At 60.2% G+C, this 19350-nt stretch carries 15 protein-coding genes and 1 pseudogene; 3 read left to right on the top strand and 13 right to left on the bottom strand.

The window, feature by feature from the left end:
* Positions 1–1272 (top strand): LLM class flavin-dependent oxidoreductase (locus JWR14_RS29775; protein ID WP_299716417.1); only part of this gene is annotated, 1272 nt, incomplete at its 5' end.
* 48 nt (positions 1273–1320) lie between these two features.
* Here the strand turns inward: JWR14_RS29775 and JWR14_RS29770 are convergent.
* Both JWR14_RS29770 and JWR14_RS29765 read right to left on the bottom strand, forming a co-directional pair.
* Positions 1321–1499 (bottom strand): annotated as a pseudogene (locus JWR14_RS29770) (Rieske 2Fe-2S domain-containing protein); the annotation flags it as partial.
* Positions 1500–1859: 360 nt separating this feature from the next.
* A complete protein-coding gene (locus tag JWR14_RS29765) occupies positions 1860–2102 on the bottom strand; it encodes a hypothetical protein (RefSeq protein ID WP_299716414.1) in 243 nt (80 codons plus the stop codon).
* Between the two features lie 260 nt (positions 2103–2362).
* Here JWR14_RS29765 and JWR14_RS29760 point away from each other — a divergent pair, with 260 nt between their 5' ends.
* Positions 2363–3271, top strand: coding sequence for a LysR family transcriptional regulator (locus JWR14_RS29760; protein ID WP_299716411.1), 909 nt, complete (start codon positions 2363–2365; stop codon positions 3269–3271).
* A 16-nt stretch (positions 3272–3287) separates the two neighbouring features.
* On the opposite strand, the gene JWR14_RS29755 is transcribed toward JWR14_RS29760, so the two are convergent.
* The 10 genes from JWR14_RS29755 to JWR14_RS29710 all read right to left on the bottom strand — a co-directional run bounded on the left by JWR14_RS29755 (position 3288) and on the right by JWR14_RS29710 (position 17705).
* Positions 3288–4673, bottom strand: coding sequence for an alginate export family protein (locus JWR14_RS29755; protein ID WP_299716420.1), 1386 nt, complete (start codon positions 4671–4673; stop codon positions 3288–3290).
* Between the two features lie 74 nt (positions 4674–4747).
* On the bottom strand, positions 4748–5683 hold the full coding sequence (locus JWR14_RS29750; RefSeq protein ID WP_299716408.1) for a glyoxalase: 936 nt from the start codon (positions 5681–5683) through the stop codon (positions 4748–4750).
* A gap of 56 nt (positions 5684–5739) precedes the next feature.
* The gene (locus JWR14_RS29745; RefSeq protein ID WP_299716405.1) at positions 5740–5985 is read right to left on the bottom strand and encodes a DUF1427 family protein; all 246 of its coding nucleotides are present in this window, start codon (positions 5983–5985) and stop codon (positions 5740–5742) included.
* A 26-nt stretch (positions 5986–6011) separates the two neighbouring features.
* Positions 6012–6653, bottom strand: a complete 642-nt coding sequence (locus JWR14_RS29740) for an HD domain-containing protein (RefSeq protein ID WP_299716403.1) — start codon at positions 6651–6653, stop codon at positions 6012–6014.
* Positions 6654–6764: 111 nt separating this feature from the next.
* Complete coding sequence (locus JWR14_RS29735; RefSeq protein ID WP_299716400.1) at positions 6765–8642, bottom strand: amidohydrolase; 1878 nt, start codon at positions 8640–8642, stop codon at positions 6765–6767.
* A 119-nt stretch (positions 8643–8761) separates the two neighbouring features.
* Positions 8762–9400 carry a hydrolase gene (locus JWR14_RS29730; protein WP_299716397.1) on the bottom strand — a complete coding sequence of 213 codons (639 nt, stop codon included), beginning with the start codon at positions 9398–9400 and terminating at the stop codon, positions 8762–8764.
* A 171-nt stretch (positions 9401–9571) separates the two neighbouring features.
* Positions 9572–12466, bottom strand: a complete 2895-nt coding sequence (locus JWR14_RS29725; RefSeq protein WP_299716394.1) for a winged helix-turn-helix domain-containing protein — start codon at positions 12464–12466, stop codon at positions 9572–9574.
* A 405-nt stretch (positions 12467–12871) separates the two neighbouring features.
* Positions 12872–14335, bottom strand: a complete 1464-nt coding sequence (locus JWR14_RS29720; RefSeq protein ID WP_299716391.1) for a mechanosensitive ion channel family protein — start codon at positions 14333–14335, stop codon at positions 12872–12874.
* Positions 14336–14571: 236 nt separating this feature from the next.
* Positions 14572–15927, bottom strand: coding sequence for an amidase (locus JWR14_RS29715; protein WP_299716388.1), 1356 nt, complete (start codon positions 15925–15927; stop codon positions 14572–14574).
* Between the two features lie 266 nt (positions 15928–16193).
* Positions 16194–17705, bottom strand: a complete 1512-nt coding sequence (locus JWR14_RS29710) for an MFS transporter (RefSeq protein WP_299716385.1) — start codon at positions 17703–17705, stop codon at positions 16194–16196.
* A 227-nt stretch (positions 17706–17932) separates the two neighbouring features.
* Here JWR14_RS29710 and JWR14_RS29705 point away from each other — a divergent pair, with 227 nt between their 5' ends.
* Positions 17933–18817: a LysR family transcriptional regulator gene (locus JWR14_RS29705; RefSeq protein WP_299716382.1), complete on the top strand. Its 885-nt coding sequence runs from the start codon at positions 17933–17935 to the stop codon at positions 18815–18817.
* A 136-nt stretch (positions 18818–18953) separates the two neighbouring features.
* Here the strand turns inward: JWR14_RS29705 and JWR14_RS29700 are convergent.
* The coding region (locus JWR14_RS29700) for a hypothetical protein (protein WP_299716379.1) at positions 18954–19350 on the bottom strand (397 nt) is incomplete at its 5' end.

Genomic DNA, 19350 nt, shown 5'->3' with positions numbered 1-19350 from the left:
GAGAAGGGTTTCTTCGACGGCATCTTCATAGCCGACGTGATCGGTTACTACGACGTCTATAAAGGCAGCAATTACCACGCGATCCATCAAGCCGCGCAGATACCCGTCAACGATCCGCTGCAGCTTGCGGCGCCTATCGCGATGGTGACCAAGCATCTGGGCATTGGCATTACTGCGTCGACGACCTTCGAGCATCCGTACACTTTCGCTCGCCGCCTGTCGACCGCTGACCATCACACTAAAGGCCGCGTGGGATGGAATATTGTGACGTCGTATCTGGAAAGCGGCGCGAATAATATCAGCGAAGGCGGCTTGCGCAAGCACGCGAACCGCTACGAGGTGGCAGCGGAATATATTGAAGTGCTGTACAAGCTGTTCGAGGGAAGCTGGGAAGAAGATGCCGTGGTCCGGGATCGTCACAACCGCGTCTTTACGCATCCCGAGAAGGTCCATGAGATAGGTCACCACGGCAGATACTTCGACGTGCCCGGGTATCATCTTTGCGAACCCTCGCCTCAGCGCACGCCGGTGCTCTACCAGGCTGGCGCGTCGGGTGCGGGGAAGGCGTTCGCAGCCCAGCACGCCGAATGCGTATTCGTCGCGGCCCCGACGAAGGATGTGTTGAAAGGGTATGTTGCGGACGTCCGAGAGCAGGCGGCGCAAGCGGGACGCGATTCAAGCGGATTGTTGATCTATAACCTGGTCACGGTCATCGTGGATGCGACGGATGCCAAGGCGCAGGCCAAGTTCGAGGAGTACCGCCGCTATACGTCTTACGATGGCTCGCTCGTATTCATGTCGGGTTGGACGGGTGTCGACTTCGGTCAGTACGCGCCAACCGATCTGGTGAAGAAAGTGGAAACCAACGCTATCGTCTCCGCCATCGAACATCTGGCGGGCGGTGCGAAATCCTGGACCATCGACGAGCTCGCGGCATGGGGTGGTATCGGCGGCATGGGACCGGTGTTTGTTGGTTCCGCGGCAACCGTTGCCGATATTCTGCAAACCTGGGTGGAGGAGACCGGCGTCGACGGCTTCAATCTCGCGTATGCGGTCGCGCACGAGACCTTCGAGGATATTGTTGAATACTTGGTGCCGGAGTTGCAGCGACGCGGCGTTTACCGCACGGAATATACGCCCGGCACACTGCGCGAAAAGCTGTTCGGCAAGGGACGGCTGCTGCCGGCTGGACATCCCGGTGCGAGGTATAGGGACATTGAGGCGTTCAAGCGTGGCGAAGCGGCTGGATCATTGGTTACCTCGGAGGAATAGCGAGTACCTATTGATCGGCCAGTATTCTCCCGCCCTCAATACGGATAGGCACGGGCCATTAACGCACACGCCGTCCTCAAAGCGGAACATCGCGCTGTGATGAGCGCACATGAGAAGTTCGCTGCCAGAGGTGCAAAACGTGTTCGGTTCATAATTCAACGGTATGGAGAAGTGCGGACATATACGTTGCGGTAAGCCCGCGCGTTTTCCCCTCTGCGCAGCACCATAAACTCGGCGCCTGCTTCAAGACCGCTAGCGTCCGGCACGTCGTCGAGAATGCAGAGGGGCGCGTTATTGCACGCTCAGTCGTTCATGGCGTCTCACTCCTTTTCAATCCTGTCTTTCATCGCGTTATTCCAGTGCGCTGCGTGCTGGGGATCTACCGATTCCGTGCGTGTGGGTAGCACCCTGGTCCCCGGGGAAAAAACAACACGCCGGCCCACTGGGAAAAGTCGCGTTCGACCAGCAGGTTCGACGCGTGCAGGTAGATCTGCAACGCCAGGTCAACTCCTCCTACACGGGATCGATCACGCGATCGTTGACCGTGACCACGAATTCGATGCGGGGATACGCCTCCCGAAAAGCTATCAGCGCGTGCGAAAAGTGACCCGGCGCGAATCCGGGCAGCACGTGAACGTGGGTGTCCCGCTTAAGGAATGTGTTTCAGCACTCGTGCGACCGCACAATCTATGGACTTTATTGACGAGCGGGGCGCAGTCGCGATAATACGACTTACCCACTTCGGCAACACCGATCAGACGTGCTGCGTTGGCGAAGCTCCGCTCTTCGGCGGCACGCACGAACGCTTCCATCGATATGAAAAGGTCCACGCTGTCTCCTGGTCGTTTTATCTGAATCGCTATTGTCTAATGGAGATTCTAGTTTCTTTGGTGGCAGCGCGGCGGCGAGCAAACCGGCGCACACGACCTGAATTAATCTTAAAGCCCACACCCACAGCCGCACTCCAGTTACATACGCAATCACATACACATTCAATAAACGATCGATTCAAATCGGCAACCAGGACACACCGGATAGCGCACAAGCGCATCCTCGGCCAGATCACAAGATTACAAAATGGAAAGCTGAAATGAAACTGTCATTCGAAGTCCTCGAAGCGCTGGATGCGATCGACCGCACCGGCACGTTCGCTGAAGCGGCCGAGTTGCTGCACCGGGTGCCCTCGTCGCTCAGCTATCTCGTCCAGAAGCTCGAAAGCGATCTGGACGTCGCACTGTTCGATCGCACCGGCAGGCGCGCGAGGCTCACGCACGCGGGACGTGTCGTGGTCGAGGACGGCAGGCGGCTACTGCTTGCCGCTGAACAACTGGAACAGCGGGCGCAACGCATCCAGGAAGGCTGGGAGGCGGAACTGCGAATCTGTATCGATGAGATCCTGCCGCTCGAGGCTCTCTGGCCCTATGTACAAGCGTTCTATGACCTGAAAATGGACACGCGGCTGCGTCTGTCGAGAGAAGTGCTCGGTGGCACCTGGGACGCGCTGGTCACGCGGCGTGCGGATCTCGTGGTCGGCGCGGCCGGCGAGCCGCCGCATCTGCCTCATCTTGTGGCACACCCGGTCGGATCGCTGCGGCATGTATTCGTGGTCGCGCCCGGTCACCCGCTTGCGGACCTGCCCGAGCCGCTTGGAATCGATACCGTTTCGTGTTACCGCGGCGCGGTGATCAGCGATACATCGCGCGAGTTGAGGCCGCGGTCGGTCGCTACCGGAACCACGCAGGAATTCATCGCGGTGCCCACGCTCAGCGCCAAGCTCGCCGCGCAATGCGAGGGCGTGGCCGTGGGCACCATCCCGGAGTGTCTCGCAGCGAAGCCGATAGCCGAGGGCAAGCTCGTGGCCAAGCGCGTGACCGGCATGCGCGAAGTCACCGATTGCTACATCGCATGGCGTGACGATGAAACCGGACGTGCATTGCGCTGGTGGGTCGAACAACTGAATCAGCCCGATCTGATCGATCGCTTCATAGCGCACATCTGATTTTCGCATCCCGCCTCTACCACCCGTATTTAACCTCCAGCCCAATATAGTCGGCATTGCTGCCGCCCACCGCGCGAATAGCATCGCCGACCTGGAAATGCACCGCCTCAACCGAGCCAATAAGATTCGCCGCGATGGTCCAGTCCGCACGCAATTGCACATACATGCCGGTCCACGCGCTGCCGTGACCGGCAGTCCCCGGCACGGGCACGGAGCCTTGCGCATACACCGCGTCGGCCGTCGTCTCGCGCCACTGGAAGCCAACAGCAGCCAGCAAGGACAAGTTGCTTGCCGGCTTCAATGTGATGCTCGGCTTGACGTGAATCAGGTTGCTGTAGCCGGTATAACCGGCCAGCGTGAAATAGTACCCATTGGGAAACAGCGGGTTGAACGTCCCGATCCGTCCATCGCCGGGATGACGGTCGCCCGATGCCGCATCGATCTGAATGCCTGCACGCGGGGTCCCGGGAATGCCGCTGAAGGTATAACCTGCCAGCGACCCAAGCGCCCACGCGCCGATGGTGTTGTTACCGACGTGCCCGCTTTGCAGCATTGTCTCGACATCCCAGTCCACCTGCCCGGCCTTGCCCGTATAACGCAGGTCGAATACATCGCGATGCTCATCGCCGGTCGCGTCAAGAAAATGCGCGTTGTCGCGGTTATAGCGCGAGTAGTACCCCGACAGGTCGCCCGGTCCTACACCCTGACGCTCGAAGCGCACGCCGCTGAACGTCAGATGCCGGTTTGAGACGTCATCGAAGTCACTGGCGTCACGATTCTGCACCGGCTGCGTAGCATAGGCGATGAAACGCCAGCGCTGAATCTCCCAGTCGGTCCATATCCCGTCGTACGCTTGCCTGACGTTCGGGCCATCACGGACTGAAATAAAGCGCTGCAAGTCGAACGCCATCTCCTGACGCCCGAGCCTGAACTTGAACGTGCCACCCCCGAGCGCTCCAATGTACGTGATGAACGCCTGCTCCAGATCAAGCGGGTTTTTGTCGACCGGCGACACGGAATCCTTACCATAAGGCTGGGCATCCTCGATCTGCGTGAAGATCTGCAGATGGTCGCCAAGGTGGATGTCGGCATGTACTTCGGCGCGTTGCAGCAGGTAGGTATCGCCGTGGTTCGCCCCGACCCCGAACAACGCGGCGTTGTTGGTCTCCAGTCGCTCGCGCAGGTTCGCACCGAGCGACAAGTACGACGCCGGATCGCCGCCGAGCGGCATGTACTTGAGGCCGTCCAGCGGCTTGCGCGGCACGCACGGATTCGCGAGCACCGACCAGTCCTCTTGCCATCGATTGAACAGGACTGCCGGGCGTTTAGCGTCGCAGGTCGTCACCGGTGTGGCCGCCGGCAATGGCGCATCACCCGCATCCGACGCGGCGCGAGCGTCCATTGCCGCGCCGCTTGCACTCACCGCCAGCGTGAATCCCGAAAGCGCCAGCAATCGACGCGAACGTCGCGTGTGCGTCATTGAGCGGCTGTGTCGTGGATCTCGGCGATATACCCGCCAGGGAATTCGACGATCGACGTCTTGCCCTTACCGGTCTGGTACGGCGCAAACAGGACCTTGGCGCCTGCCGCCTCCGCTTTCGCCAGTGTCGTCGCGAGGTCGGTTACCTGATAGCCGGTAGTCTCGCGACCGAACGGAAACGGGAGCTTGCCGTCGGTCACGAACACCATCATCTTGCCGAAGCCCGATTCAATCCGGATGCAGCGTATGGTCTCGCCCGGACGACCGATGACGCCGGCATCCGCATGCCGGTCGTCGGACACAACCTTGCCTTGCGAGAACCGCACGAACCGGCGCACGAAGCCATCAACCGCTGAGCGGGACATGTACACGCGATTGTCCGGCACCGACTCAAGCGATCCATATGAAGGCGCTTTCGTATGCCAGTACAGCTGCATATTCAAGCCGCCGGGCCAGCGAATCAGCGCGTCCTTGCCGATAGGGTCATCGAAGGGCTCGACGGTCACATCCGCACCCGCGGCGCGGGCCGCGTGCACGGCCTGATCCATGTCGGTGACGAGATAGCCAGTACGCTCGTCGCCGAACGGATAGGGGATCGGCGTCTGGAACGCAAACACGGACAGCATGCCGACCGGCGTCTGCACGTATTGCGACGCGGTCTTGCTCGGCGTCGGCGTCACGGTGAAGACCGCACGCGGCGAGGCCTTGCCACCAAAGGTCGACAGGAAGCTGTTGACGAATGCATCGATATCTTCATTCGACACATACACGTGGGTCGTATCGTACTGAGGACCGACAGATACGTTCGTGCTCGCCGACGAAGGCTTGAGTTCAGCTGCGGCCTGGACGACGACGGGCGCGCTCGCCGTGCCAAGCAACACGCAGGCGAAGGCGACTGCGGCGGCAAGTCGAGAGACGGAAATGCGCGACATGAAAAGCTCCTGTTTCTATTCGGTATAAAGGGAGATAGCGGTATAAGAAGTTTGATTCACTTCGTGCCGCTTGCCCGATCGGCGGACGGCCCGGGTTTCGCCGATGCGGGCACGTCCACTTGCTGAACCTGAACGCTGTCCGGGAACAGATGAGCGCGCACCACGGGTATCGTATGCTCCCCGAGCACGATACCCAGCAATCCTGCAAGCGCGATCAACGGCGGTGCGGGCGACTGCACGCGCACGAGGCAATACAGCAGGCCGACCACGAAGCCTGCTGCGAGCGAAATAAGATAGGGCATCGTCAAGTCTCTTGTCTAAACTAAAGCTAGTCCTTCCATTCGGAGCCCAGGATCAGGCCGCAGAAATTCATGCGCCGGTAGTTGGGATCGCAGCGCTCGAGCACATCGGCGTTGACCGTACCGAATGTGGTCGCCGGACGGTTCGTCATGGCCTGAGCGAACACGTCAATGATCTGTTCCTTGAAGCCTGCACCGCGCGGATATTCGGCCAGCACCGCGTTGCGCTCAGCACGCCCGACCTCATCGAAATGCATGCCCAGCAGATCCGTTTCGACCCCGGCCGCAACCAGCCCGGCCAACGCAGACATGTGCGAACAAATGCCGAACGTGGTGTGCATGGCGATGGCATTCCAGACATCGGCGACATCGTCGTCAGGTACGCCGTAACCGCCAAGAAAGTCCCTGACTGCATTGGCGCTGTCCACCTCGAAGCGCAACTGGGAGTCGCGATAAAGCGTGGTCAGCCCCATGTCGTGAAAAAGCGCCGCCACGTACAGCAGCTCGGCGTTGAAAACAAGCTGCCTGCGAACACCGATCAGCGCCGCAAACATGAACACCCGTGAGGAATGGCGATAGAGAATATCCGGCTCGATAGCACGCGCGGCGGCAGCAGCCGCGCGTGCCATCTCGCTGTCAGGAATCGCGATTCCCGCGATGCGCTTTGTCATCGCCATCTCCTTGCGCCGGTCTGCACGTACCTCTCTCTCATGCGCCCTGAAGCAACCTGAATTGTCCTTAAGAATTGGCCTTAGAAACTGTCCTTAAGCCACCCCGACGTTTCAGAACGCGAAACAACTACAACCGAGCGCACCCCAGAAGCCATTTTGATCGCTGACCGGCACCTGTTTGCGCCATGCCCACATGTGACCATGAGCATGAATGCCGCAAAGGTTCGCGCAACCGTCAGCGCACGCCTGCTGGAGGATCGTGGCGGGCTGGTATCGGCTATAACCGCCGAACTCCGCCACTGGCGACCACGACGGGCTAACGGGCAACGGCGGCGGTCCGAGCGCGCTGAACTCGGCGTCCGCGTAAACCACCTTGCCATTGACCACGGTCAGCACAGAAGACAGGTATTTGATCCGCGTTTCATCGACCGTGAAATAGTCGTCGGTGAGAGCCGCGAAGTCAGCGAACTGCCCGGGCACCAACGCGCCCTTGCGCTCCTCTTCGCCCGAGAACCAGCTACTGCCCACCGTGTAGCGGCGCAGCGCTTCCATCCGGTCCAGGCGGTCCTGGGGTGCGTACATTTGCATGCCGCCGACCGTGCAGCCCGACACCATCCAGTACAGCGACACGAACGGGTTGAAGCTTGCCACGCGGGTGGCATCGGTACCTGCGCCTACGGGCAGACCTGCCGCCAGCATCTGTTTGATCGGCGGCGTTCTGGCGGCCGCCTGCGCCCCATAGCGATGGACAAAATACTCGCCCTGAAACGCCATGCGGTGCTGGATGGCGATGCCGCCGCCAAGCGCCGCGATACGGTCAATGTTGCGCTGTGAAATCGTTTCACAATGGTCGAAGAACCAGCGCAGCCCGTTGAACGGCGTGTCCTGGTTGACGCGTTCGAACACATTCAGGAAGCGGTCGACGGACTCGTCGTACGTTGCGTGCAGACGGAACGGCCAGCGGTTCTGCACGAGCAGCCGGACTACGGCTTCCAGTTCCGGCTCGAGCGTCTCCGGCAGGTCAGGACGCGGCTCGAGAAAGTCCTCGAAATCGGCCGCCGAGAAGACCAGCATTTCACCTGCGCCGTTCATCCGCAGAAAGTCATCGCCTTCGCCCGGCTTGGTCATCTTCACCCAGCGCGCGAAATCCTCTATCTCCTTCTTCGCATTCTGCGTGAAGAGGTTGTAGGCAATACGCAGCGTCAGCTCACCACGCTTGGCGAGCGCCATGATCACGGCATAGTCGTCAGGATAAGCCTGGTATCCACCGCCCGCATCGATTGCACTGGTGACGCCAAGACGGTTGAGTTCGCGCATGAAATGCCGCGTTGAATTCACCTGGTCGTCGTAGGCAAGCTTGGGGCCCTTCGCGAGCGTCGCGTACAGCAAACCCGCATTGGGGCGGGCAATCAACATGCCGGTTGGGTTGCCGCGCTTGTCGCGCTGGATTTCGCCGCCCGGCGGGTCAGCCGTGTCCTTGGTATATCCCACTGCCCGCAGCGCGGCCGCGTTCAGCAATGCGCTGTCATAGAGATGCAGGATGAACACCGGCGTGTCCGGAGCAATGGCGTTGATCTCTTCAAGCGTGGGACCGCGCCGCTCCGCGAACTGCAGCTCATTCCAGCCGCCGATCACCCGAACCCATTGCGGTGCGGGCGTGCGCGCAACTTGCCGGCGCAGCATGTCGAGCGCATCGCCAAGCGACGGCACGCCGTCCCAGCGCAACTCCATATTGAAGTTCAGGCCGCCCCGGATCACGTGCAGATGCGAGTCGTTAAGCCCCGGAATGACTGTGCGCCCTTTCAGGTCGACACGTTGAGTGCCGGCGTGAGCGAATTGCATCGCGTGAGCGTCGCTGCCGGTGGCTAGAATTTTTCCGTCCTTGACCGCGAGTGCCGTAGCGAAAGATCGCTTGTCATCCTGGGTAGCGATCTTGCCGTTGAAAAAGATGGCATCCGCGGACGCGGCGGCAGGGGTTGTCGCTGTCATCGTCGTCCTCATGCTTTGGAGTGCGAAACGGCAGCGAGCGTGGTCCACTCGTGAGGCAGGAACCACGGTTCGCGGCCGCGTGTCTACATGCTTGTTCTACGTGCTTCGGTGTCCTGCTTTCAGCCGCCCGATTCGCTCGCGTGTTCGCCGAGGATCTGCTTCGCGTAACGCACGCCGATACCGTAAGCGCTATGTGCCTTGAAGATGTCCATGCAGCCGTCGTAGGTCTCGCCGCGAGCCCAGTCACGTTGCAACTCGCACATGAATTGCAATGAGGTCATGGGCACGGCGCCTGCCTGGATAATGCGTTGCACAGCACGCTCATGGGCTTCTTCCGTGACGTCTCCGCACGCGTCGGTCGGGACGTAGATCTCGTATCCTGCGGCCAGCATCTGCACAGTCGGAAACGTCACGCAAACTTCCGTCCACAAACCGGCCAGTACAATTTTCTTGCGCCCCGTCGCTTCAATGGCCTTGCGGAAATTCGCATCTTCCCAGGAGTTCATCGAGGTACGGTCGATCGGTTTTTGCTCCGGAAAGACGGCCTGCGGTTCCGGGATGAACTCGCCGCTGAAAGTCTGTGCGGCGATCGTCGTGAGGATCGTGGGGACCTTGAACAGCTTGGCGGTTTTCGCGAGGACCTGGACGTTGTGCACGATGGTCGTACGATCGTGCGAATGGGTGCCGAAGAACATCTGCGGCTGATAGTCGATCAACGCGAGAGCACAGGTATCGGGGGTGAGTAATTCATGCGGCATGGAATGCTCCTTGGTCTGGCCTCAGACTGAACCGGGACGGCGACGCGCGTCACCGGGGGAAATGTCGGTAACCGGGATGGCGGGCATGAAGCGCACATGAGCCGCATCTCGATTCCGGTTCAAGGCTACAGAGAGGAAGTCTTAAAGTCCTGAGGACGGCCTGAATCCTTCTTAAAGGATCGAACCGCTCGTGCGCGGACGCGCGGCAAGGCCGCATTCGGAGGACGAAGCGGCGGCAACTTTCGGTGGCGGCAGGATGTAGCCGGGTGCTGCAACGCCATGGCTGCGATCAGCGATAGGGATAGGTACGTCAGATAACGAGTAAGGCAACTGCGTTTCGCTTGCGTCGCCCAAGCTTTTTTGAAGCTCGCCGAGGCTTGCAGCGGCACGGCGTTCGAGTTCGCCCGCCCCTTGGCGCCGCGCATGATCGAGTGCGGATACGAACCACGATTCGGCGACCATCGTCTCGTGCGTAGCAAGCGCTATCTCGCCCTTCACCCGGTGCAGTTCCGGGTAGTACCAGCGTTCGCCCGTTTCCTCGCAATGACGAAACGCTTCGTTGATCGCGGTCGTCGCATCGTCACGTCGTCCGCTAGCGAGCGAAGCCCGTGCGAACTGCGCAAGCAGCAGCGTCAGCGGTGCAAGAAAACCGCTCTTGCGTAATGCGTCGAGCGACGCACGGAATTGCGGCAACCGGCATTGACCTTCGCCGGACATCGATTGAAGATATTCCTCGTAACATTCGCAGCAAGTCGTCCAGATCGCGAACCCCGCATGCGACGCGCGGGTTCTCAACATAGTGATGCCAGCCTCGGCAACGGCCTGGTCAAACATCAGTAATGCGATGGGTATGAGCGCCTCGACGAGTACATAACACGTCACCATGTCGTGCTCGTATTCAAGCGCGGCATCGAGCGCATGGTGGGCGAGCCGCAACGCTTCCTGGGTATCACCCTGCACCCATGACACCCGCGCGAGCGTAGCGCGCGCGACAATACCGTGATGGATGCGAAAGCCGACGGTGTTCCAGCGATGCCGGCCATGCACGTACGCATTCAGCATCGCTTCGAGCTGCTCCCGGGCAGCGGACGGCTCGCCCGCATAATGCAGCGCAATGCCTTCGATCCGGCAGCCGAGGGCACGCTGGGTCCGGTTCTCGAATTGCTGTGCAAGCGCGCCGAAGCGGCGCGCCTGCAACAGCGCCGCCCGCGCTTCGCCGCCGTACTGGTAGGCGTTCCACAAACCCCACAACGCACGGGATTCGAACTCGTTGTCGCTCGCAGCCACAGCGAGCGACAACACCTGGGACCAGGCATCGCGGACCGCCGCTGTCGGTCCTTCCGTGTAGACGAGTCCCGCTGCATACGCTGCCAACAGCCGCAGTCTCGTGTTGGCAGACACGCTCGCAGGATCGGCATGGCTCACTGCATCGATTGCGGTGCGAGCCCGCTCGCAACACTCGTCGACCAGCGAGACATCGAACAGAAATGGAACTGCCACCGCGGAGAGTTCAATACCGACCGAGCGGTCGCCGCCGGGAGAAAACGCCCAGTCAAGCGCGGTACGCAGATTGTCCACTTCATGGCGGAACTCGGCCAGCCATTCGGCGGGAGGACGTTCTGTACGGTGATACGGAGCACGATCGAAGACCGTACGCACCCAGGTCGCGTGTGCCAGCGCGGCGGCCTTGCGCTCGCCATTGTCTTCGAGCTGCTGCAACGCGTAAGCACGCGTGGTGGCAAGCAGCCGATAGCGCGAAGGCACCGCCCCGCTATCGTGAATCACGAGCGACTTCGAGACCAGTCCGCTAAGTGCGTCGAGGATCTCGGTTTGCGAAAAGCCGTGGGCGGCAACCATGTGACAGGCTGCATCGAAGGAAAATCCGTTCAGGAATACCCCGAGCCAACGCAACAACGTACGCTCGGTATCGTCGAGAAGACGATAGCTCCAGTCGAGCATGGCCTTCAACGTCTGATGGCGTGGCAACACACCCCTGAAGCCACCCGTCAGAATGCGAAAGCGCTCATCAAGATGGTCGGCCAGCACTTCAATACCGAGCACGGCCGCACGCGCCGCTGCGAGTTCGATTGCAAGCGGGATACCGTCGAGCCGGCGGCATACAAGGCCAGTAAGAAAGATGCTGTGTTCATCGGAAGAAAAGCACGGATCGATCGTGCGGGCACGGGCAAGGAACAACTGCACCGCACTTGTCTGAAGGATCTCAATGCTAAGGCTTGCGTCCCGGGGTACATCGAGCGACGGCACGTGATACAGCACCTCGTCCTGGATGCGAAGCGCCTCGCGGCTGGTCGCGAGCACGCATAGCGCAGGGTTCGCGGCTGTCATGGCGCGAGCCATTTCCGCAGCCGCGTCGATCACATGCTCGCAATTGTCCAGCACGATCAGCATGCGACGGCCGGCTATTTCCGCCCCGATCAAATCGGGCGACAAGCGGCCCGCAGGCAACTTCATACCTACTGCACCGGCCAGTGCTTCCAGCGCGAAACGTGCATTCGATACCGAAGCAAGCGGGACGAACACCACGCCGTCTGGAAAACGCATGGCGGCCTGACTCGCAACCTCCAGCGCAACCCGCGTCTTGCCAATACCACCCGCACCGACCAGCGTGAACACGCACGCGGTATTCAACGCATCCAGAATTTGTGCGACCAGCGTTTGCCGGCCGATCAAAGCCGATACGCCGGCGGGAAGCAGGGTTGAAGTGCGTGGCAACAGATCTGCGGCGGCTTCATCCTGCAAGGGTGGCGCTTCATGCGCCGGTGCCGGTATCAGCCGATAACCGCGGCCCGGCACCGTCTTGATCAGATCGCGATCTGCGCCGAGCGCCTTGCGCAAGGCAGCAACATGCACCTGCAAATTGTTTTCCTCGACCACGGTGTCCGGCCATACGCGGCGCATGATCTCGTCCTTCGAGACCAGGGCTCCCTGCGCACGGATCAACAACTCGAGGATGTCGAATGCGCGGCTGCCGATGCGCAGCGACTCGCTGTTGAGCTGGATTTCCCTGCTCTCGAGGGAGATGAGAAGTTGCCCGATCCGGACCATACCACGCTCGATTCCGAAGGGTGACGGGTGAAAAAACGGGTTAGGGCGCTAAGCGATTCAGTTGGCAAATCTTACGGCACCGACGCGAATGCAACATTGAAAAATTTCGATTCGATGAATCGAAATTCTTGATGTATTTCGTCAGGAAATCAATACCAGTAACATGGTATGCAGGAGCTTGGGCCAGCGGTAGATCACCCATCGCCGTGATGGCTAATACGCTCTTTGTACCGGTCAGTAAATCAAGCGTTCTCACAGCGACGATTTTTTATTGATCTATAAGGCATAAGGCTACCTTTTTAAGTCGACTGCATGACAGTATTAAAGTTATTTTTTTATGCTGGCATGAGTTGCACGCAAGCCGATGGACTCCTGCGCTATTCCATGGCCTGTTTCGAGAGTTCGTTAAGTGGTCAGCTCATGTAGCTTGCGCATGCCATCGCGCAGCCAGTCCAGCAGCGTGCGTTCGGTGCCCACCGGCACAGGAATCTCGGTGTTCAGCTTGCGCAACGAGTCTTGCTGTTGCGAAAGCAGCTGGCACATCTGCTGACCTATTTCCGGCCGGTTCTTTAACAAGGGCGTCAGGTCCGCCTTGTCCAGCCGATAGATTAGCGCCCGCGTCAAAGCCGTGACTTGCGCTTGAACCGGCAAACCCGCGAGGACACCCGCTTCGCCGATGGAGTCGCCAGGTCCCAGACGCGCGGATTCGACCGGGCCGGAGGGTCCCTTCACCGTCACCGATAAAACACCCGACTCGACGATCATCAGGTAGTCCATCACCTCCTCCGACTTGACCACCTCCTGATTCACTTCGTATTCGTGACGGGACAACCTCTTGGACAGCGCTTCGATTTCTTCACCCTGCAAGGCGCGAAAGAGATCGACGTGTGACAGCAGCCGTTGCCGGCTGTCGGCGGCGTCATGACGTGGCGGCCGCGGAACGCTCAATGGCCAGAGATCGATTCCCGCGGCGGCGAGATGGCGATGGCACAGGTCGTAAAGCTGGTTCGTCACGGCCACGGACTTGCTGATGTCATCGATATAAACCGTGGCTTCATATTCAATCGAGTTGATCGACGCTTTCTTGATCAGCGCATAGGGCGCCGGCGTTTGCAGCACCATATTGATTCCTGCCATGGCGCGCTGCAACGCGCCAAGGACACTAGCCGGGCGTTCTTCGGGTGAAATCTGGAGCGTGACAGACACGCCGTGAAGCGCAACCGGACGGCTGCTGTTGGTGATTTTCGCCTTGGCCGCCACGCTGTTGGGGACAATGACAACGTTGCCGTGGGAAGTTAGCAAATGCGTTGCACGCCAGTTCATCTCCAGCACCTTGCCCTCCACGCCGTCAACCGAGACCCAGTCCCCAATGTGATAGGGCTCGGTCGTGTTCAGCACGATCCCGGCGAAGACATCGCTAAGCGTACTTTGTATGGCGAGACCCAGCACGATTGCCAGCGCACCGGAGGTGGCGACCAGTCCCGTCACCGGCAACCCCAGCACGAACGCAAGCGAAGCGACTACCGCTGCCAGAAAAACCAGCGCGCCGAGTACGTCCTGGAAAAGGCGATCCCGGTGCCACTGGCGCGATCGGAAGGCTGCGTCCAGCGACATTGTCAGAAGACGCGCGCCGATGAGCCACCACGAAACCTCGAGGATCTGGGCCGCAAGATGACGGCCCGCAGACTCAGGCCACGGCGCCGGCATGAAGGGACTCAGGGTTGAACCGAACAACAACAGCGCGCTCAGCAGCCCGAAAATCACCAGTCTGAGCAGCAAGCGGATGGTGTCGTTACTTGGAAACGCTGCGCGCCAGAGCACGACGTCCACCATGATCAGCACGAAGCCAAGAACCAGCGGATCTTTCACAAGACTGCTCCCGACATAGAGGACCTTCAGTGTGACCGCTCAACAAACGGGTGCGTACAGTCAAATGTTGTTTTGTCTGAATGCCTTCGCATTCTACGGTTTCCTGGTCTTGTCCGTAGAACGTGTCGTGTGTCCGGCGTTCACAACGTGCGCGATGCAAACGCATGAATTTGAGTGCGGAACGCGGGAGTCGCCTTGATTCGTCATACGCCTTGCCAGCGCCCGAATCCAGACCGTCAGGCGTCGGGCAGACTGGCTTTTGCCTGCAGCTTCACAGCCTGCCAGCCCGCTCGCGCTTCCACCCACTCCGCGACCGCGAGCAAACGCTCGTCGTGTTGTGCCGCGCCGATCAGTTGAGCGCCGAGCGGAAGACCAGCGGGTCCGATGGCGATCGGTAGGGTGATGGCAGGGACGCCCAGGAAGGTCCATGGAGCGCACAACGAAGCATCGCCGGTATAGTCGAGTCCGACTGGCGCCTCCCCTGTAGCCGGCGCAACGAGAAGCACGTCAAGGCGCATATCCTCCTGCAACCAGCGATCAAAGAGATGGGCCAGCCGCACCTGGGCAGCCCTTGCTCGCGCATAGTCGACGCTCGATACGCCACGGCCCTCCTGGATCAACGACGTCATGACCGAACTGATCAGGCCGGGCGACCGGTCCAGAAGCGCACCGTGCACCACCGCCGCTTCCACTGCTAATATCGCCGATACCAGCGCCCCCATGTCCTCCAGTTCCACCGGCAGATCGACCGTGACGACCTCCGCTCCTTCGGCTTGCAGTCGTGCAGCCAGCCGGGTCAACGCGCTGTCCTGAGCCGGTTCCATTGCGGTGCCCACTTGCCTGCGCAACATGCCGATACGGATGATCGCGCCACCGTCGTTGCTTTGGCTATTGTGCTTGCTGCGTACGTGGGAAAAGTGAAAGTCCTGGTCGTCGGAACCCGATACGACTTTGAAGGCGTACGCCGCGTCCCCGACGTTGGCCGTGAACATTCCGATGTGATCCAGCGATGGCGCCAGCGGCAACACACCGGTTCTGGCAATGCTTCCATAGGTCGGTTTAAACCCCACGACACCGCAGTACGCTGCAGGACGAATAACGGAACCAAACGTCTGGGTACCGAATGCAAGAGGAACAATCCCCGCTGACACGGCCGCTGCAGAGCCGCTGGACGAGCCGCCGGGCGTATGCTTTTTATTCCACGGATTAACCGTAGGCCCCGGATGGCGCCAGGCGAACTCTGTAGTAATCGTCTTTCCTACGATGGTCCCACCTGCTTGCCTCAAGCGTGTCACCAGCACTGCATCAGTCTCCGGCGTGCGCCCCGCGTATGCCGGTGAGTTGTATTCGGTCGGCATGTCTGCCGTGTCGATGAGATCTTTTATGCCGATGGGAACACCCGCGAACGGCAACCCGATTTCGGCTTGGTTGACGATCGGTGCGTCCGGCAGATAACTGAATGCGTGCAACCACGGTTGGGTTTGCCGGGCGGCCTTATCGGCGGATTCAATGCTTTGCTGGATTGTCAGAACACCGCCCTCGACAGCACGGCGGATGTCGCGCAGGGTAACTGCGTTTGTTGATTCAGTCATCTCGTGAAATCCCGGTATGTTCCGTGGTCGAAAGTGGCATGGTTTAAGCACCGTGGTCTAAGCGCGCAAATGCCTTAGTATGCCAGCCACTTAAGCCGAAACAATATTGGCAAACGGGATGCGTTTGCCCGAGCACCTCTTATCTCTTACCGCTAGCCGGACTGTGCTTGAAGCACAAGCGGCTAAGCCGGAAGTTTGCCCGACCTTAAGGTTTTATGACCGGAAGCTGAATCGGCCCCAGGGGCCGAGCGCCAGGAACCCCGTCCTCATCCCTGCCTGAGTGGTTGCGTTGCAGGATGGATACGTCGGCCAGCCAGCCCCCATACGATCACCGCTATGACCAGGGCGAGCACACCGGCAACGCATAGCGCCGAGGCGAAACCACTAGCGAAACTTGCTGGGGCCGCAGTTGCCAGGAACACCTTTGCGGCCGGCGCTAAATGCTCGGTCGAGTGAGCCGCGTCACCAGCAAGCAGTCTGGACATGAAGTCGGCATCAAGCGATTTCCTGACTGCGGGCGCATTGGCTAAGGCTAGGTCAAAGGCTGTTCGGGTTCGCGATGCAAGCACTGCACCAAGCACGCCCACTGACGTAACGATCGCAGTAAACCGCGTGGTCGTGCTGATGCCGGAAGCCATGCCGGTTCGATTGGGCGGAACGCACGCCATGATCGCCTTCTGCGTATCTCCGTTCAATATGCCGGCACCACAACCCGTGACGATCATGCCGAGTGCAACCAGCCAGTATTTCTGGTCCATTGATACTGACGCGGTCAGTAAATTCCCCGCACCGATCAGGCCAAGCCCGGCCGTTAGCAACGTGACGCTGGAAAACCGGCCCGCAAGCCACGCCCCTATGTAGGGACCTGCGATCATGGCAGTGGCGAACGGAAGCATACCGAGGCCCGCGCTGACCGCCTGCCATCCGAATGCGTTCTGCAAATACAGGGGCAGGAAAGTCATCATGACCTGAGCACAGGCTGCATAGCCAAACATGCTAAGCACAGCAGCGACAAAACGCGCCTGCCGAAACAGCGACAAGTCGATCATCGCATGTGGGCGGTTCTTTTCCAGCTTCAAAAATACAATAAGCAATCCTGCACAGCCTGCGAACCTTGCTACCGTTGGCAGACTTTTCCAACCGTCTGTTTGTGTACCGATCAACGCCCAGATGCCAAGGGCTAGAGAGGCACCGAACAACAGGCTCCCCATAACATCGATTGCCCCAGCTTGGGGGTTGCGCGACTCGCGGATAGAGCGGTGCACGCACCAGGCGAGCACCGAACAAACAGGAAGGTTCAGCAGGAAGATCCACCGCCACCCGAGCCACTGAGTAATCACGCCGCCGACTAACGGCGCGACCGTGGTCGCGAGCCCCATGCACATGCCCCATACGGCCCATGCACGCGCTCGCGAGGGCCCCTCCTGGAAGGTGTTGGCAATCACGGCGAGCGCGGCGGTCAGCAACATCGACGCGCCCACGCCTTTTACCGCACGAGCAAGATTCAGGAAAAGCGCGGTAGGCGCAAGCCCGCATCCGACCGATGCCAGGCAGAAGACACCCAGGCCGATCATCATCAGTTTTTTCCGGCCGAAGCGATCAGCTATACCCCCTGCGGCCAGCAAGCACGATGCAAAGGCGACCATGTAGGCACTCACGACCCATTCAACATCAGCAAAACCGACGTGGAACGATCGTGCGATCGAGGGCAGTGAGACGGCGACCACGTTGGTATCCAAGACGATCAGCGCGCAGGTTGCCGAGGCAGTGCCCAACACGAATCGCGCTGCTCGCCTGTTCAACGCCGGGTCGACATCCGCGTCCGGCGAAGGCAGAGAGACATTTGGAGGCTTCTGTGGAGGCGATTGCTCATGGTTTATAAGCGGACTTCTTCGAAACATGGATACCGCCATCGGGATGGAATTGATGGCAGACATCCTATCTGCACCGGTGTTAGCCGTCACTAACGTAAGATCACAGAATTATTCACGAAAACGTTAATACAGTGAAACTCGAACTTCGCCATATCCGGTGCTTTGTGTGCGTTGCAAGGCACCTCCACTTTGCCCGCGCGGCTGAGGAGCTGGAGATTGCGCCGCCCTCGCTCACCAAGCAGATTCAGGAAACCGAGCGGCTGTTGAACGTGCGCCTGTTTCATCGGACCAAACGCAGCGTCGCGTTGACTGCGGCAGGTGAGGCCTATTTGCCTGAAGCGCTGGCCGCGCTTGCCCACTTGACGCGCGGGCAAGAACTTGCTGCGCTAGCCGAGCGTGGAGAGCTGGGCCGGATCGAGGTGGGGTACGTTGCGTCGGCGGCGTTTGCGGGCGTGCTTCAAAGCACCATTCGGGGATTTCGCCGTGACAATCCCCGCGTGGAGATGGTCCTTAGCGAACTTGCGATGGATCGCGTGCCGGCGATGCTAGCTGAAGGGGTTATCGACGTCGCGTATGTCAGGCCGCCCATTCATTATCCAGAGGGCATCCAGGCGATCACGCTGTACCGTGATCATTTCATTCTGGCAATTCCTGAGGACTCAGTGTTGGCGGGATCGGCAAGTGTTTCTCCCGCCCAACTGCGTGACTGTGTTTTTGCGTTGCCTGAGCAGGACTTCGGGACATTTGAAGTCGGACGCAGAGGGCGTTTTCAACCGCAGCTGGGCCCGAGGCCCGGACCGTTGGCAGCGGTTCTGGCTTGTGTTTCGCTAGGGGGAAACGTGGCGGTAGTGCCGCGCACGCTCAGCGACTGCGTTTCATTGCCAGGCGTGGTTTATAAGGCGATTACTGGCAAACCAATCGTATCGGAAGTCGCCATGGCATTTCGCCGGCATGAACGTGCGCCTGCCGCACGCATTTTTATAAGTTATACGAAACAGTTGATGATCGACGGTTGATAGCTGTCGATCATCAGTTAAGCCGGAGCGCATGTTTGAAGCAGGGGTCGACGGCGCCCCCGGTTTGGGGTGGTGCGGGAAGGACGCAGCGGCTGTCGGTGCCGTGTCCTTCCCTTTGTGGTCGCGCGTGGTTGCGTTAGTGACCGCCGCCGTTGCCGCCACCATTTCCACCGCCATTTCCACCGCCATGGCCACCACCATAACCGCCGCCGTGGCCACCACCGCTTCCGCCACCGTTAGATCCATGGCCCGATGAGCCCGCTCCACGGCCGCCGTCGCCACCGTGACCGCTGCTGCCGCCGTGACCGCTGTTGCCGCCGTGGCCACTGTCGCCACCGTGACCGCTGTTGCCGCTATCGCCGCCGTGACCACTGTCGCCGCCGTGACCGCCATCGCCGCCGTGACCGCTGTTGCCGCCGTGGCCGCTGTCGCCACCGTGACCGCTATCGCCGCCGTGACCACTGTCGCCGCCGTGACCACTATCACCGCCGTGACCACTGTCGCCGCCGTGACCACTGTCACCGCCGTGACCA

It is taken from the genome of Caballeronia sp., from assembly GCF_028292365.1.
Classification (GTDB): Bacteria; Pseudomonadota; Gammaproteobacteria; order Burkholderiales; family Burkholderiaceae; genus Caballeronia.
This window is presented reverse-complemented; position numbering and strand designations above follow the sequence as displayed.

Bases quoted from the DNA above. Each gene is read 5' to 3' on its own strand.
- JWR14_RS29750 (WP_299716408.1), bottom strand. From the start codon at position 5,683: ATGTCGCGCATTTCCGTCTCTCGACTTGCCGCCGCAGTCGCCTTCGCC.
- JWR14_RS29715 (WP_299716388.1), bottom strand. From the start codon at position 15,927: ATGACTGAATCAACAAACGCAGTTACCCTGCGCGACATCCGCCGTGCT.
- JWR14_RS29760 (WP_299716411.1), top strand. From the start codon at position 2,363: ATGAAACTGTCATTCGAAGTCCTCGAAGCGCTGGATGCGATCGACCGC.
- JWR14_RS29735 (WP_299716400.1), bottom strand. From the start codon at position 8,642: ATGACAGCGACAACCCCTGCCGCCGCGTCCGCGGATGCCATCTTTTTC.
- JWR14_RS29755 (WP_299716420.1), bottom strand. From the start codon at position 4,673: ATGGACGCTCGCGCCGCGTCGGATGCGGGTGATGCGCCATTGCCGGCG.
- JWR14_RS29740 (WP_299716403.1), bottom strand. From the start codon at position 6,653: ATGACAAAGCGCATCGCGGGAATCGCGATTCCTGACAGCGAGATGGCA.
- JWR14_RS29745 (WP_299716405.1), bottom strand. From the start codon at position 5,985: ATGCCCTATCTTATTTCGCTCGCAGCAGGCTTCGTGGTCGGCCTGCTG.
- JWR14_RS29730 (WP_299716397.1), bottom strand. From the start codon at position 9,400: ATGCCGCATGAATTACTCACCCCCGATACCTGTGCTCTCGCGTTGATC.
- JWR14_RS29725 (WP_299716394.1), bottom strand. From the start codon at position 12,466: ATGGTCCGGATCGGGCAACTTCTCATCTCCCTCGAGAGCAGGGAAATC.